Genomic DNA, 16,255 nt, shown 5'->3' on the forward strand with positions numbered 1-16,255 from the left:
ACGTGAACATTTTTCTAAGAAGGTGCAGATTACTGCACCTTTTTGACTGAATCTCTGATCATCAGCTCTGTGTGGACATACACTTTTTCCATATGATCTTCTTCTTGCTCTTCACCGTTTATCACTGAAAGGATAGCTTCTGCTCCAAGTGCACACATTTTTTCAATCGGTTTTTTCACCGTTGTCAATGCAGGTGTGGTATAGGATGAAAAGGCAATATCATCAAAACCAATAATAGAAATATCACCTGGACACGTTTTGCCTTTTGCAAATAATGCATTCATTGCACCAATCGCCATGTCATCGTTTGAGCAAAAGAGCGCTGTTGGCGGATCATCAAGGGCCAGCAGCGATTCCATTGATTCATAGCCGCTTTTCATATGATAGTCGCCTTTCATCATATATTCTTTCTTCATAGGTATTTGGTGATCAATTAACGCTTGCAGGAAACCAGCTTTTCTTTCTTGAGTTGATTTAAAGCCTTCTTTCCCTTCAATGATGGCGATTTGTTCATGACCTTGCTGAATGAAATGGTGTGCAGCCTGGTAAGCTCCTTGACTATCATCTGCTAATATATTCATGACCTCATGACTTTCTACACGGCGATTCAGCACAATGATGGGAATGCCCTGTTTCTTCACATGATGGATAAATGCTTCATCGTGTTCACTTTGACTCATGAGCAAAATGCCATCGTAGCGTTGTTTATGAATGGTTGTGTAATCGTGAAAGTCGTCAATTCCTCTTACAAAGAGATTATAATACTCTGTCATGACGCTGTTGACACCTTTTAACGCATCCACAAAGAAGCTTGAAGATGTGCCTTCTGTTAAACTCGTAAAAAACAGACCAATTGTGAATGATTTTTGTGATACTAGGCCTCTCGCATGGACATTCGGTGAATAATTCAGCTGTTTTGCAATCGACAAAATCTTTTGTTTTGTCTTCTCTTTAATAAAAGGACTGTTATTCAAAGCCCTTGATACCGTGGTATGAGAGACGTTTGCCAATTTTGCTATGTCTTTAATTGTGACTGTCATGCTATTCCGCCTTTTATGATTTTTTACCATCTTATCATAAAACCGCTTTCATTTTCTTTATGTCATTTTGTTTGGGTGATGCTTGAGCTGATTTGCCCGGTCAAATTGGAAATACTGTCTGGCATTTTCATAGCTGATTCCTTTCACGATTCCCCCTAACAGCTCAAGATCATAAGGGGCTTCTCCTTTTTCTACCCAATCTCCAATGATATCGCAAAGCAGTCTTCGAAAATATTCATGTCTTGTATACGACAAAAAGCTTCGTGAATCTGTCAGCATCCCAATGAAACGGCTGATCAGCCCAATACTGGATAGAGCCATCATCTGCTCTGTCATCCCTTGTTTCGTATCATTAAACCACCAAGCTGTGCCGTGCTGGATCTTCCCAGGTGTCGTCCCGTCTTGAAAGCTTCCAGCCAATGTGGAAATCACAACATGATCCCTAGGATTCAAGGAATAAAGAATGGTTTTTGGCAGTGCCTGTTCTTGTTCTAAACGGTCCAATATTCTGCAAAGCGGCTTGGCAATGTCTTCATCATTCATCGCATCATACCCTGTATCTGGCCCAAGCCGCTCAAACATTTTCGTATTGTTGTTCCTAAGCGCATTGATATGAAGCTGCATCGCCCAGCCCCGCTCATAGTAAGCCTGACCTAGCTTTATGAATGTTTGTGTTTTAAATTTGATCTTCTCTTTTTCCGTCAATGAATGCCCAGACATTCTTTTATGAAAGATGGCTTCCACTTCTTCTTCCGTCGTTTCTTCAAACGTCATTTCGTTAATGGCATGATCTGAGATCAGGCAGCCCTGTTTATGGAAAAAATCAATTCTTGTACGGAGTGCTTTCAAAAAGTCTTGGTAGGATTGGATTGGAGTAGATGAAGCCTCTGCCAGTTCGTGAACATACGCTATAAATAGGTGATTCGTTATATCAAGTGCCTTATCAGGCCGAAATCCGGGCAGTACTTGCACAGTGAATCCTTCTTCCCGCAGTTTTTGATGATAGCAAAGCGAGTCGACTGGATCATCTGTTGTCACGACTGTTTCAACGTTCGATTTCACAATGAAGTCTCTTGCACCAAAACCCTCTCCTTGCAGCTTTTCATTTACTTTTTGCCAGATGATGTGTGCGGTTTTTTCGTTTAAAAGTTCTTCAACTCCAAAATATCGTCTCAGCTCTAAATGAGTCCAGTGATAGAGCGGGTTTCCAATGGTCATGGGAACGGTCTTCGCCCACGCCAGAAATTTCTCATAGTCTGAGGCATCCCCTGTGACGTGCGATTCGGGTATGCCATTTGCTCTCATGGCACGCCATTTGTAATGATCTCCGTAAAGCCATGCTTCGGTGATATTATGGAAGGTTTTATTTTCATAGATTTCTTTGGGGCTTAAATGACAATGGTAATCTATAATTGGAAGGTCCTTAGCAAACTCATGGTATAGCTTTTCCGCCGTCTGACTGTTGAGTAAAAACTGTTCATCTAAAAAGGCTTTCATCAAACTCCCCCATTTCTCTTATAGATAAAAATAATTTGTTCACGTTAACAATTTTATTGTAATCGTTTACAAAATTGATTTCAATCCTAAAACAGGAAAAAACGATCTCCTTTAGAAAAGAAAATCGTTTTTTGGCTATTTTACAGGTGATGATTTTTTTAAGATAATCGCAATAGTTGTTCCAGTGCCTAGTTCACTTTCAACTTGAATATCACCGTCATGCAGCAAGACGAGCTCTTTTGCTATCGCAAGCCCGAGACCTGTTCCGTTCGTTGGATCATTTGTATTTGTTCCTCTGTAATAGCGGTTAAATAGGTGATCCACCGTTTCCTGTGCCATTCCGCGGCCATTGTCTTTCATTTCGATCCGAACTTCTTCCTCTGTTTCAGATAAAACTGCTGTAATATGAGTGCCTTTTTCGTTATGCTTCACTGCATTCGCCAGCAGGTTCTCAATCACTCGTCTGAACCATGCTTTATCGATCTCAAATATGACACCATTTGTTTGATCTTCAAAGGAGCATGGATAATCCTCAGATGAAGAGCTTCTTGAAAACTCGTCCATAATGGAAGTTAAAAATTCACTGAGTTCAACCGGTTTCCGATTAATAGGCAGGGCACCATTCTTCAATCGGTACGTGAGGTTTAAATCCTCAATCAGTGTCGACATGTATTCTGATTTCTCACGAATCACCTGTCCCATTTCCATGACTTCTTCTTTGGACCATTGATATTGATCGGATTCAAGCATGAGTCCATAGCCGTAAATCGTACTTAGAGGCGTTTTCAAATCATGAGACAATCCTGCAATCCATTCTTCCCTTGTGGTTTGAATTTTTCTTCGGTTTGCTTCATTCTCTTTTAATGTAAGCGTGAGCTGATCCATTGTTTTTAGGATATCCTCAAATAATCGGTATTCCCGCTTAATACGGCCTTTTTTATTTTTACTGACTGGAATTCCCTTTCTATTTGTTGGTTCCTGCAATTTATTTTTTGATAAGAAAATCAGCCAGCGAATAATGTGATAAATTGGCAGCCCATAACGATACGAATACCACAATGTCATGACAATAATAATAGTGAGTGCAAGACCTGCAATTAAGATGGTTGTATATTGATTTAAAGCGTCTCTCTCTTTATCGTAAAGCTCGTCTGGGCTGTATACTTTATTTGGTACCGAGACGATGATATACAGGTTTTTATTCACCTTCATATAAGTGAGGTCACTTCTAAACTCCCAAGGCTTCGATTGATACTTGAGCAATTCAACATCTGTTACGTTATGTTTCAAACTAGTGTTGGCCCGAATGCCTTTTAAATATTTTCCTTCTTCATTGAACAAATGAACCGATCCATTCATTCTCTTCAAGAATTCTTTCGTTTCAACCGAATATTGAGATAATGCAGCCAAATTTTTCTCGTGCTGTTTCAGATAATTGGCTACCTTTGTGCTGTTCGTTTTGAACCCATATAACACAGTAAAACTTTCTTGATCAATCTCAATTGGCCAGAAGTACATCTTGTAATCTTTAAATTCTCTTTTTTCAAAGATCTTGATCATTTCATCCTTTTGATAAGACGTTGGAATTGATTTAGGGCGGTGATAGCTATAAACGGTATTCTTCTTTGAATCAATCACTTGCAGCCAGCCGTCTCTTTTTTCCACTGCTTGCTTGAGCTGATCGTCGGCTTCCATTTTTCCATCCTCGTTAAAATAAAGCCAGCTCATGAGTGTATCTCCATCAGCTTTTGTTAAACCAGTTTCGGTCATGTTCTCATAGTATTTATTTAAATATAAGTTCTCAGAGAACGTATTGCCGATCGTCAGAATGGCAATCACAATAAACATTTGTCCGACAAAGTGAAAGAAAAGTTTTGCTCGTAAATTCATAAATTATTGAAGGACCTTTGCAGGGTGCGGTATAAATTTATATCCCATACCACGGATCGTCACAATATATTCTGGCTGACTCGGATCTAATTCAATCTTTTCCCTCAGCTTTCGAATATGAACCATGACAGTGTTGTTATCACCATATGATGGGACGCCCCATACTTTCTCATAGATTTGATCTTTTGAGAGAACCACATTCGGATGGTCACAAAAGTACTTCAGCAAAGAAAGAAGCTGAGCAGAACATGCCGTCACCTCTCCTCTTACTTTCAATTCGGCTGCATGAGGATGATAGGAGAAATGGGCATAATGATATTGGCTTTGAGTGTCTTCTTGCTCCTCCTGTAAGGAGATATAAGTTCGGTTTAGGTGAGCCTTAATTCTAGCCACTAGCTCAAGCGGGTTAAATGGCTTTGTGATGTAATCATCTGCCCCCTGTGCAAAGCCCGTCAGTTTATCGACATCTGAAGTTCTTGCAGTTAAATAGAAAATAGGCACTTTCGTTAACTTTCTGATTTCAGGCAGAACGTCAAAACCAGACTTACCGGGCATCATTACATCTAGAAGTAAGAGGTGGATGTCCTCGTTTTTGACAATATCTAATGCTTCATCTGCATGGTAGGCTTTATAAATATGCTTAAATCCTTCTTTTTTTAATACGCGTTCAACCATTTTCACAATTGCTTCTTCGTCATCTGCAATCAATATTTTTGCTGTTTCCACGCATCTCTTTCCTTTCTAGCTATGATCTCTAACCGTATATTACCATTGTCTAAAGTAAAAAAGTACCTCTTTTCCGCATAAAAGCGAAAAAATATCAACTGGAGAAAATGGCAGCACGAGGAAGTTTCAAACATGCAAAAAAACCCGGCAGCTGCACCGGGTTCCTTTACATCTATTATCCATTCACAGCTTCTAGCTTTCGTTCATGATTCATTAAGTCATAGGTTAAACAGATCGGCTTATTCGTTCTTGGATCAAGCACAATTTCTGCATCAATATGGAATACCCGACTGAGTACCTCTTTGGTCATGACCTCATGAGGCGTACCATCTTTTATGACTTTCCCTTGATTGAGGGCAATCATGTAATGTGAAAAACGCGCCGCATGATTCAAATCATGGATGACCATCAACACAGTTCGGCCCTGCTCTCTATTTAAGCGTTCTAACAGCTGAAGAATCTCGAGCTGATGTGCAAGATCCAAATACGTCGTAGGTTCATCTAATAGGAGCAGCTCTGTTTCCTGGGCAAGTGCCATCGCAATCCATACACGCTGACGCTGTCCGCCGGAAAGTGCTTCAATTGGCCGATCATGAAAAGCAATCATTCCCGTTTCCTCAAGTGCCCACCTAATGATTCGTTTATCTTCATTTGATAAACGGCCAAACCCATTTTGATGCGGGAAACGTCCATATGACACGAGCTCATACACTGTCAATCCACTTGGTGCTTCGGGCGTTTGCGGTAAGATCGCCATTTGTTTTGAAATTTCTTTTGTCGGCGTCTCATGGATAGCCTTGCCATTTAAGTAAACAGCTCCTCGATTGGACTTCATAATACGAGACATCGTTTTTAAAATGGTTGATTTCCCGCAGCCATTCGGTCCAATCAGTGTTGTTACCTTGCCTTTTGGGATGCTGACATTCAAATCTTCTACAATCAAACGGTCTTGATAACCGATACAAAGCTTTTCTGTTTCGAGCGATTTCATATGTTGTCTCTCCTTCCTCATTAGTTCGATTTCATCAATAAGTAAATGAAGTAAGGTGCGCCTAAAGCAGAAACGACAAGGCCAACTGGCACTTCTGATGGTGCAAGGATGACGCGGCCAATTGTATCTGCCAGTAATAATAACAGCGCGCCAATCAGCGCGGAGGCCGGTATCATTCCTTGATGCTTTGGCCCAACAAGCTTTCTAGCCAAGTGCGGTGCGGCTAATCCTAGGAAAGAGATACTTCCTGCAACAGCAACACTCGCACCTGCTAATGCAACGGCAATCAGCATGAGAAGACTTCTTTCTTTATGAACAGAAATGCCCAATCCATACGACAGCTGATCACCTAAATTCATAATGTTTAAGTAGCATGATCTGACAAGCGCTAATATAAGGAAAATCAGCATCCATGGCAGAACAGATAGGACATACGTCCAGCTCGAGCCATAAATGCTTCCAGATAACCACACGATAGCTTGGTTAAAATCATTTGGGCTCATTTTCAACTGGATGACCACAATTGCTGCTGAAAACGCAGCATTCACACCAATACCAGTTAAAATCAATCGAACAGGTGTGATGCCTTTTTTCCACGCTAACACATAGATGAGAAATGCAGCAAAGCCTGCACCTACGAACGCGAAAAGCGGCAGTATAAAAATCGTAAGATCACCTAAATTTGTCATCGTGCCTTGAAATGCAAAGATAAATAGCACAACGGCAAAGCCTGCACCGGCATTGACACCAAGAATACCTGGGTCAGCTAAACCATTTTGAGAAACACCTTGCCAAATCGCTCCTGATACAGCGATAGAAGCGCCGACAAGTAAAGCGATGACCATTCTTGGAAGCCTGAACTCGAATAATACGAGTTCATCCATTTCACTCCCGAATCCAAAAAGTGTTTTCAATGTATCCATCGGAGAGATCCGAATTTCTCCGGTATTTAAACTAATGAGAAACACAGCTACGATCGCGAAAAAAATCATGAGCATCGTTCGTTGATATTTCTTTTTCTTTGCTTGCTGCACCATTTCCATTTAAATCCCGCTCCTTTCACGTCTAGCTAAGTATAAGAAGAAAGGAACGCCTATAATCGCTGTAATGGCACCGACTGGCGTTTCAAACGGAGCGTTGACCAGTCTTGCAGCAATGTCTGCATAAATTAACAAAGTGGCCCCTAAGATAGCGGAGCATGGGATAATCCAGCGGTAGTCCACTCCAACCAAGAACCGAGTGACATGAGGGATCACCAGCCCAATAAAACCAATAGAGCCTGCTACCGACACGGCAGCACCCGTTAAAAGAATAACAACCAATATACCAAGCACCTTGACCGTTTTTGTATACTGTCCAAGTCCTTTCGCCAGTTCTTCACCTAAGCTTAAAACCGTGATCGAACGGGCAAGGATCATTGCAATGATTAGTCCTGCAATGGCAACTGGAATGATGATATGAATGTTACTCCAATTCACACCTGCCACTCCGCCAGCATACCAAAAGCTCATATCTTGAGCGACGTCAAAACGGATGGCAATGGCTGAGGAGATGGAGCTCAAAAGTGCTCCAACCGCTGTACCAGCTAGTGCAAGCTTTACAGGAGTCAGCCCCCCCTTTGACATAGTACCAACACCAAATACAATAGAGGCACCGAGTGCGGCTCCAACAAATGACCAAAGAATTAATGTAAAAGAAGATTGGCCAGGGAAAAATGCTAATGCAATGGCAATCGCAAATGCGGAGCCATTTGTCACACCCATAATCTCAGGTGACGCAAGCGCGTTTCTCGTCATTCCTTGCATAATGGCACCTGATACGGCTAAAAAGGCACCGACGAGAGCAGCTCCAACTGTACGCGGCAGCCTCAATTCCCGAATGATTTGATGTGAAGTTTGATGTGAATCAAAATGAAAAACGGCTTCCCATACAGTCTGTAGATGAATGTTTGCCGCTCCTAATGATACTGATAAAAAAAGACCAAATGCTAAAGCGATCATTCCTATGATGATAACAGCTGCTGTTCCAAAAGGCTTCGTGACAATATCGATCGTATCATCGCTGGCTGGCAGCTGTTTATTCGATTGTGAGCCCAAAACCAGTCTCTTCCTTTCCGTTCATGTCTATTCTCTATTAGTGATAATGATTATCAATCTCGAAGTCTAGTATATCACTTTCTTTTCTTTTTGAAATCACTGTTCTGATAAATTTCTTTATTTTCCGCAAAAAACTGTGAGAATTTCATCATTTTTCTTTTGGTTCTAAATTAGCCGATGCATTTTTAATCCTATCATGGTACGATAAAATTGAAAATGAGAATCATTATCAATGGAAAGTGAATAGGAGAGAATTTTTGTGAAAAAACGAACTGGATTTCTTTTGATTTCTTTATCCATCCTTATGATCTTTACAGCCGCTTGCGGCAGCACTTCGAATAAACAATCTGCAGCGAAAAAGAATGACATGATCACATATCAGGATGCCAATGGAGAAGTGAAGCTTCCGAAAAATCCGAAGCGAATAGTGCTTCTTGCAGAAAGCTATTACGGGGACCTCGTCACACTCGGCAAGACGCCGGTTGCTACGACATCACCCATCTTTAAAAACCCTTTTTATAAAGGGAAAACAGATGGAGTGAAGAATCTCGGAAGGACCCCATCAGTCGAAAAGGTAGCCGCTTTGAAGCCAGATATGATTATTGCATGGGGAGAAGACGAGAAGTTTGACCAATACAAAAAAATCGCCCCAACTGTAGCGGTTAAATACAACCAATATTCCTTCAAAGACCAGCTAAAAGAATTCGGTAAAATGACAGGTACACCAAAAAAAGCAACAGAATGGATCACGAAATGGGATACTAAAATTGCTGAGGTGAAACCAAAGGTAACAAAAGCTGTCGGCAGCAAAACGGTTTCGATCGTATCGCCATTTGATAAAGGTATTTATATCTTTGGAAACACCTTTGGCCGCGGGGGAGAAATCATTTATGACGAGCTGAAATTAAAAGCACCGAAAGTCGTCAAAAAAGAAGCGATCGACAGCGGTGTCGGCTATGCAAACATTTCTCTTGAGAAGCTGCCAGAATTCGCAGGCGACTATATTTTCACAGGTCCATGGAGCGGCTCAAAAAGTAATGGTGACCAAGTCTATCAAAGCAGCATTTGGTCATCACTTCCTGCCGTCAAAAATAAACGTGTATTTGAAATAGATCCAGTCGGTTACTTCTTTAATGACCCAGTGTCACTAGAAGGTCAGCTAGAGTTCATTGTGGACCGATTGACATCTGCGTCATAAAAAAACGTTTCTCCATCTCTGGAGAAACGTCTTCCTTATCTTATACCGTTTCTTTGGCAAATCCTTTTGACATGAATGGATAAAGCAAAATACCCACTAAGAATAGACCGATTCCAAGACCAAAAGTTTTCAAGTCGGCTGTTCCTGAAATAATGACCCAAGCCGAATACCCCATCGCAACAAGTGCAATGATGCCGTCTCTTGTTCGATTTCCTTTTTGAAGCTCATATGTGTCACCTTGCATGATGACCTTAAAGCTGTAGATGGAAGACACAATATACGGAATAAGATACGCAAGTGTCGCTGATGTGGTTAAAAAGGTAAAAGCTTCATTAATCGTACGTGACATCACAGAGAAGATAAACAGCTGTGACATAATATTTGTAACAGTCAAAGCGAAAGCAGGGCTTCCTTTTTTGTTTGTTTTTGCAAATACTGCTGGAAAATCACCAGCCTTTGCTGCTTGATACGGTACTTCTGAACCAAGTAAAATCCAGCCAAGCATCGAACCAAACAAACAAATAATCGCCAGCAGTGCCATGACAATTCCGCCAGCCGGCCCAATAATAAGCTGAAGCACATCCACGAATGGTTTGTCAGAGCCTTGCAGTTGATCATGCGGCAGAACGCCCATTGTAATCAATGTGATAATCATGTAGATCGAAAGTGCGATTAAAAGACCTGTAATCGTCGCACGTTTCACATCACGCTGTGAGGATGCTCTTCCTGATAAAATGACAGCTGATTCAATCCCAATAAATGCCCATAGTGTGGAAATAGCCGCATGATGAATTTGGCCTCCAAGTCCGAGCACTCCTTCCCCGCCTGTTTCAACCGGGAAGTAATAATGTTCAAATAATGCCGTTTGAAAAGCAAATAATCCCGCAACAATAAAAAGGACAAATCCAAGCACCTTCGAAAAGGTTGTAATAAAATTCAATTTACTCGCAGCACTTAAGCTTGTGATTAAAATGGTATGTGTTCCCCATAGAAGAAGAGTACATACGATAAACGTCATGAGCTGGCCAAGTGTGACCGCTTCTTTTCCAAAGGTAAAAACCTCAGTCTTCACGGTGAGAATAGGGAAAAAAGTCGTTAAATAACCAGCAAGGCTTGTAATAATCGCGACATTACTAATCCAGCTTGCCACCCAATATCCCCAAACCATTGTAAAACCGGCCGCTTTCCCTTTTTTCGGATCTTTAAAAAGCGCCCTTGCATAACTTTGTGGTCCAGCCGTCAGCTGCGGCTTATGAATGGACAAATGCCCAAATACAAGCGCAATCATCAGCACACCGCCGCCTGTGACAAGCCATGCCATCGTCACACCTAAAGGACTGGCGTGCTGGGCAAGCGTACTTGGCAGCATAAAGATGCCTGAACCTACCATATTTCCGACGACAAAGGCCGTCAATAACCAAAAACCCCATTTTTTTGTCTGTTCCATTTCCGTACCTCCGTTTTATTCACTTTGGACCAGACCCGGCAGTATCTTCATTGATATATTTGTGAAGCAATGACTTGCATTCTTTATGTTCATCATGGATTACCTTTTTAACAGCATACCCTTATTTTTGTTACTCAGAACATAAAAAAAAGCCTGAACAAAAGTCCATGCTTTTCAAAACATACACCTTGATCTCCGGATAGCCCTCCACGCTTTAAAGACGTGGCAGTCCTGCATTTATTCAATGCAGACCCAGCATAAAGAAAGTTGGAGCTCTCTTTACACTTCGGCGCTGATGCCTTTTTTCTCATGATCTACGATTCCATCTCTCCTATGAGTGACTCATCATCCGCGCAACCTCTACCTCACTGAGACATAGCGTGAGGATTTCTATTCATTTTTACTACACGAAGGTTATCAAACATTCTCACATCTGTCAAAGGGAAAAACATAGAAAAAAGGCAGAGAAGTGTTTCTCTGCCCTTTACCTGCTTATTGTTGGTTGTTTTTCTTCTTTTGTACAGCTTCCTGAAGCGGGTCGCCTGCTAGCTCTTTACTTGCTTCCTCTAACAGCTGATCTACCTGCTGATGGTCTTTCTCACTTTTCGCCTTTTTATCCTTTTGGAAAAATGACATCGCTGTTTCCTCCCTTTTCATAAAATGCGATTGCCTGTTTAATTTGTGCTACAGCGCTCAGACTTATTCAAGGGAAGAGGCTCAATCATCATGAAAGGTCTGTCTCATTTTTTGCAAGTACGACAGAAAGGTTTTTAAATCTTCCTTTGTGAAGTCTGACATCATATGCTGAATCACTTTTCCGAAAAGACGTGTATGCTTTTCATAAATCGCCATCCCTTTTTCCGTGACTTCTAAACGAACAAGTGATGAATCGTCCTTGTCCCGTTCTCTCTGAATATAACCCTGCTCACATAATTTATTGAGCGCAATAGAGGCTGCACCTGGGTTTAATGAGAGTCTTTGCTTCAGCTCTTCGGCATGTGATACTTTGCCTTGTATCAAAATAGAAAGAGCATATATCTGCGGCGGCGTGATGTCTTTCTCTAACTCAAGTAACTTGCGGTTTAATTTACGGCTGACTTCATAATGTACAAGAACAATTTCTTTTAAAATGTCTGCATTACCCATCCGAATCGCATCCTTATCGTTAGTATCAACATGACTTCCCCCTTATTATAGAATGTTTTTCCATTCAGCCAACCCTTTTGGCCTCTTTTTCTTTAGAAATAAGCCTTGCTGAATGAATCCACCCTTGATATAGTGAGTACTTGAACTAAAGATAGAACAGGAGTACGCATCATGACAGGAAAAACACACATCATGGGCGGAATTGCCGCCTCCACAGCCGTTGCCTACTATTATGGATTCGACCCAGTGATAATGGCTGCCGCTGGATCAGCAGGTGCCCTGATCCCTGACCTTTGCCATACAAAAAGTAAAATCGGCAGAAAATTCCCGCTGCTCTCGGCACTGATCAGCAGTGTGTTCGGTCATCGCACGTTTACACACAGTTTATTATTTTTGCTGATCATTTATTTTCTAGCGACCACATACATTCCAAATGACAGCCTAAGTATCGGTTTACTAGTCGGGATGGCAAGCCATCTCATCCTGGATGCAGGAACAGTGAACGGGATTAAATTTTTATTTCCAGCTTCCATTAAAGTGCGTCTTCCCTTCTATGTCAAAACAGGCAGCGCAGGAGAACAAGTCGTACTGGCTGCTCTTACCGTCGTTACCTGCTATTACATCGCTGTTATCTGCGGCATATCCATCCCATTCTAATGAATCAAAAAGAGATTTCCGAAAAACACAGGATATGAATTGATCATTCCTCATTTTTTTAGTAGGTTTAAGATAAGTGTTTTTGCCTTGCAGCTGAATACAGAATGGTGAGGAGCTACATAAATGAAAGCGTTTTTCAAAGATCACTGGTTTTTAGTGTACTCCATCCTCTTCATGTGGATGAAAACATACATCATTTATCAATTCGGATTTCACATACGAACAGCCAATCTGTTTCATGAATGGCTGCTTTTGATCAATCCACTTAGCTTTTTGCTCCCCTTGTTTGGGATTGCTCTTTTTTTAAATGAAACGAAGCAAAAGGTTTTTTTATTGACCGCAAATTTGATTTTGACGGCGATTCTCATATCGAATACGATTTTTTATGGATTTTATATTGATTTCATTACGATCCCTGTATTATTCCAAGCGAAAAACATGGGAGATATGGGCAGCAGTATGACAGAATTATTCCACCCGCTGTTCTTGCTGATGCTCATTGATTTCGTGGTGCTGGCTTGGCTGTTAAAGCGCAAACCTTTAGCGCCAAAAGCCTCCTTCAAGACGATCAAAACATATTATGCCGTGTGCTGCAGCTTTCTATTGTTTCATGTCAGTTCAGCCATGCTGGATCACCCTCGCTTTCTGACAAGCTCTTATGATCGAGAAGTGATTGTTCGAAACCTTGGGCTGTTCCAGTTCCACCTGTATGACGGCGCTGCCCAAACAGCGCGTATTGGACAAAAAGCCTTTGCAGATGAAGATACACTTTCAACCGTAGCAAACTACACAAAGGCTGATTACAGTGCACCAAACGAAGAGTATTTTGGACTTGCTAAAGGCAAGAACGTTGTGTTCATTTCACTCGAATCAACCCAGCAATTTGTCGTTGATCAAAAGGTGAATGGACAATACATCACCCCCTTTTTAAATCAACTCGCTAAAAAGAGTTTTTATTTTGATGAATTTTATCAGCAGACTGAGCAAGGAAAGACGTCAGATTCAGAGTTTATTGTCGCAAATTCCCTCTATCCATCTAGCAGCGGCGCTGTCTTTTTCACAGCTAGTGACAACGAATACGACACGTTATACAAGCAGTTGAAAAAAGAGAACTATCAATCCGTCCAATTTCATGCGAATAATAAAACGTTTTGGAATCGTGATGTGATGTATGAATCGTTTGGGATTGACCGCTTTTATGATGTCGATTCGTATCAGGTCAATGAACAGAATTCAACTGGCTGGGGCTTAAAGGATAACGACTTCTTTGACCAATCCATTGATTATTTAAAAAAGTTGAAGGCGCCTTATTACAGCACGTTCATTACCTTGACCAATCACTTTCCATTTGAAATCGATCCAAAGGATCAATTGATTGATGAATATGATTCGTCCAGCGCCATTTTAAACCGCTATGTGACGACCGTCCGCTATCAGGATGAAGCCATTAAGAACTTTTTTGACCGTATGAAAGAAGAAGGACTGTATGACAATACAATGTTTGTTCTCATGGGAGATCACTATGGCATCTCCGAGGCACATCATCAGGCAATGGCAGAGCTGCTCAAAAAAGATGAGATTACACCGTATGATGCTGTGAAATTGCAGCGTGTTCCATTTTTGATTTACATTCCGGGAGTCACAGATCAAGCACCGCAGACAATCTCTGAAACAGCTGGGCAAATCGACGTGAAGCCGACACTCCTGCACTTACTCGGTATTGAAACGAAGGATGCCATTCAATTTGGCAATGACTTATTTTCAAACGAACGGACGCCTTTTGCTGTTTTGAGAAACGGGAACTTTATTACAGATGATTATCTCTATACAAAGAACACCTGCTATGATCAAAAAACAAAAGAACCTGTTGAACAGGATGAGGTGTGTCAGCCTTATATCGAAAAAGCCAATAAAGAGCTTTCCTTATCAGACAAAGTGATCAATGGGAATTTGCTCCGTTTTTATCAGCAATAAAAGCCGCCTTCTGGCGGCTTTTTCTTTTCTCTTTTTACTGAAAGCCTATGAATGGGCAAATAAGTTTGCTTATAATAAAGGATACAGATGATATTGAATAATAAGAGGTGTGAACATGAAGTATACGTTCTTCGCCTTCATCGCCATCTGTTTGCTCCTGAGCGGGTGTCAAACAGAGATGAAGTCATCGGATACAACAACCAAAAAAACAGAGCTTGTCATTTCAGCTGCGGCAAGTCTTCAGGATGCACTTAAAGAAATTGAATCTGCCTTTAACGATGAGCATCCGAATGTGACATTAACAAATAATTTCGGGTCATCCGGCGCATTGAAGCAGCAAATTGCGCAAGGGGCAAAGGCGGATCTCTTTTTCTCTGCAGCTGAAGCGCCCTTTGATGAGCTTGTGAAATCTGGAGACATCGATCAACATTTTATCAAGGATGCCATCCACAATGAGCTTGTACTCATTGTGCCAAAAGATCACTCTTCCTCTATTAAAAGCTTTCAAGATGTCGAGCACATAAAAGGAAAGGTTGCTCTTGGCACACCTGAATCCGTTCCTGCTGGTACATACGGCAAAGAGATTTTTACAAAACTGAACATCTGGGATCAAGTGAAAAAGAATACTGTGTACGGCAAGGATGTACGGCAGGTTTTAAGCTACGTAGAAACAGGAAATGTGGAAGCAGGTGTTGTGTATAAGACAGATGCCCTCGTTTCCAAAAAAGTAAAGATTGCGGCTGAAGCCAATCAGGACATGCATTCCCCGATCATTTACCCGGTAGGGATCGTAAAAGGGACAGAACATTTAGAGGAAGCCAAGTCCTTTTTTCAATTTCTACAATCAAAAGCAGCCAATTCCATTTTTAAAAAGTACGGTTTTCAAGTAACATAATGCCCATGCTGACTGAAGAATTTCTATCTCCCATCTGGCTGTCCGTGCAAGTTGCCGTTGTGAGCGGGCTGCTGGCAACTGTTTTTGGTACAATGATTGGCTATTGGATGGCGCGAACATCATTTAAGGGGAAAATGATCGTAGAAACACTCTTGATGATGCCGCTTGTCCTCCCGCCAACGGTTGTAGGGTTTTTATTGCTCGTCATATTCGGAAGGCATAGCATGATCGGGGGCGCGATTGAATGGATCTTCCACCAGCCGGTCATTTTTACATGGTGGGCGGCAGTTATTGCATCGACGGTTGTGGCATTCCCGCTTATGTATCAATCAGCAAAAGCTGGATTTTCTACGATTGAGTCAGATATTGAAGGGGCTGCAAAAGTAGATGGTGCTCATTCATTCCAAGTCTTTGCCTATATTACAGTACCACTTGCCCTGCCTTCCCTCTTGTCAGGCAGCGTCCTCAGCTTTGCCAGAGCCCTTGGAGAATTTGGGGCGACCTTAATGTTTGCCGGCAACATCCCAGGAAAAACGCAAACTCTCCCAACCGCTATCTATGTAGCGATTGATTCTGGACGAATGGAGCTCGCTTGGGCCTGGACGATTTGTATTGTGATGTTATCTTTTATCATGCTCTTGGCTGTGCGCCGAAGCAGTACGTAAAAAATCCTCTTTCTCATATAAGAAAGAGGATTC

At 41.6% G+C, this 16,255-nt stretch carries 15 protein-coding genes and 1 riboswitch; of the genes, 5 read left to right on the forward strand and 10 right to left on the reverse strand.

The window, feature by feature from the left end; all coding sequences use genetic code 11:
• Nucleotides 1–29: 29 nt before the first annotated feature.
• The 7 genes from NSQ34_RS15200 to NSQ34_RS15230 all read right to left on the reverse strand — a co-directional run bounded on the left by NSQ34_RS15200 (nt 30) and on the right by NSQ34_RS15230 (nt 8,240).
• Nucleotides 30–1,040: a LacI family DNA-binding transcriptional regulator gene (locus NSQ34_RS15200; protein ID WP_034280892.1), complete on the reverse strand. Its 1,011-nt coding sequence runs from the start codon at nt 1,038–1,040 to the stop codon at nt 30–32.
• A gap of 57 nt (nt 1,041–1,097) precedes the next feature.
• Nucleotides 1,098–2,537 carry a glucuronate isomerase gene (gene uxaC / locus NSQ34_RS15205; protein ID WP_176967220.1) on the reverse strand — a complete coding sequence of 480 codons (1,440 nt, stop codon included), beginning with the start codon at nt 2,535–2,537 and terminating at the stop codon, nt 1,098–1,100.
• Between the two features lie 135 nt (nt 2,538–2,672).
• Nucleotides 2,673–4,427, reverse strand: a complete 1,755-nt coding sequence (locus tag NSQ34_RS15210; RefSeq protein ID WP_176967219.1) for a HAMP domain-containing sensor histidine kinase — start codon at nt 4,425–4,427, stop codon at nt 2,673–2,675.
• Nucleotides 4,428–4,430: 3 nt separating this feature from the next.
• Nucleotides 4,431–5,153: a response regulator transcription factor gene (locus tag NSQ34_RS15215; RefSeq protein ID WP_024423448.1), complete on the reverse strand. Its 723-nt coding sequence runs from the start codon at nt 5,151–5,153 to the stop codon at nt 4,431–4,433.
• A gap of 175 nt (nt 5,154–5,328) precedes the next feature.
• Nucleotides 5,329–6,144: an ABC transporter ATP-binding protein gene (locus NSQ34_RS15220; protein WP_041115691.1), complete on the reverse strand. Its 816-nt coding sequence runs from the start codon at nt 6,142–6,144 to the stop codon at nt 5,329–5,331.
• Nucleotides 6,145–6,164: 20 nt separating this feature from the next.
• Complete coding sequence (locus NSQ34_RS15225; RefSeq protein WP_176967218.1) at nt 6,165–7,187, reverse strand: iron ABC transporter permease; 1,023 nt, start codon at nt 7,185–7,187, stop codon at nt 6,165–6,167.
• Nucleotides 7,188–8,240 (reverse strand): iron ABC transporter permease, encoded by a 1,053-nt coding sequence (locus NSQ34_RS15230; protein WP_176967217.1) that lies wholly within the window; start codon nt 8,238–8,240, stop codon nt 7,188–7,190.
• Nucleotides 8,241–8,499: 259 nt separating this feature from the next.
• Between NSQ34_RS15230 and NSQ34_RS15235 the strand changes: the two genes are divergently transcribed.
• Nucleotides 8,500–9,438 (forward strand): iron-hydroxamate ABC transporter substrate-binding protein, encoded by a 939-nt coding sequence (locus NSQ34_RS15235; protein WP_176967216.1) that lies wholly within the window; start codon nt 8,500–8,502, stop codon nt 9,436–9,438.
• Between the two features lie 40 nt (nt 9,439–9,478).
• Here NSQ34_RS15235 and NSQ34_RS15240 read toward each other — a convergent pair whose 3' ends face one another.
• The 3 genes from NSQ34_RS15240 to NSQ34_RS15250 all read right to left on the reverse strand — a co-directional run bounded on the left by NSQ34_RS15240 (nt 9,479) and on the right by NSQ34_RS15250 (nt 12,031).
• Nucleotides 9,479–10,885, reverse strand: coding sequence for an amino acid permease (locus NSQ34_RS15240; RefSeq protein ID WP_034280899.1), 1,407 nt, complete (start codon nt 10,883–10,885; stop codon nt 9,479–9,481).
• Nucleotides 10,886–11,077: 192 nt separating this feature from the next.
• A riboswitch (Lysine riboswitch) is annotated at nt 11,078–11,256 on the reverse strand.
• 121 nt (nt 11,257–11,377) lie between these two features.
• Nucleotides 11,378–11,521: a small acid-soluble spore protein SspJ gene (gene sspJ / locus NSQ34_RS15245; protein ID WP_034280900.1), complete on the reverse strand. Its 144-nt coding sequence runs from the start codon at nt 11,519–11,521 to the stop codon at nt 11,378–11,380.
• Nucleotides 11,522–11,602: 81 nt separating this feature from the next.
• Nucleotides 11,603–12,031: a MarR family transcriptional regulator gene (locus tag NSQ34_RS15250; protein WP_034280901.1), complete on the reverse strand. Its 429-nt coding sequence runs from the start codon at nt 12,029–12,031 to the stop codon at nt 11,603–11,605.
• Between the two features lie 171 nt (nt 12,032–12,202).
• Between NSQ34_RS15250 and NSQ34_RS15255 the strand changes: the two genes are divergently transcribed.
• The 4 genes from NSQ34_RS15255 (at nt 12,203) to modB (ending at nt 16,222) form a co-directional block, all read left to right on the forward strand.
• Nucleotides 12,203–12,688 (forward strand): metal-dependent hydrolase, encoded by a 486-nt coding sequence (locus NSQ34_RS15255; protein ID WP_034280902.1) that lies wholly within the window; start codon nt 12,203–12,205, stop codon nt 12,686–12,688.
• A gap of 123 nt (nt 12,689–12,811) precedes the next feature.
• The gene (locus NSQ34_RS15260; RefSeq protein ID WP_034280903.1) at nt 12,812–14,662 is read left to right on the forward strand and encodes an LTA synthase family protein; all 1,851 of its coding nucleotides are present in this window, start codon (nt 12,812–12,814) and stop codon (nt 14,660–14,662) included.
• A 115-nt stretch (nt 14,663–14,777) separates the two neighbouring features.
• Nucleotides 14,778–15,557: a molybdate ABC transporter substrate-binding protein gene (gene modA / locus NSQ34_RS15265; RefSeq protein WP_176967215.1), complete on the forward strand. Its 780-nt coding sequence runs from the start codon at nt 14,778–14,780 to the stop codon at nt 15,555–15,557.
• Entirely contained in the window at nt 15,557–16,222 is a 666-nt protein-coding gene (modB, locus tag NSQ34_RS15270; protein ID WP_176967214.1) for a molybdate ABC transporter permease subunit, read from the forward strand. Before modA ends, modB begins: the two co-directional genes overlap by 1 nt.
• Nucleotides 16,223–16,255: the final 33 nt, after the last annotated feature.

The sequence above is a fragment of the Bacillus sp. FSL P2-0069 genome (genome assembly GCF_038593315.1).
GTDB lineage: Bacteria > Bacillota > Bacilli > Bacillales > Bacillaceae > Bacillus > Bacillus safensis.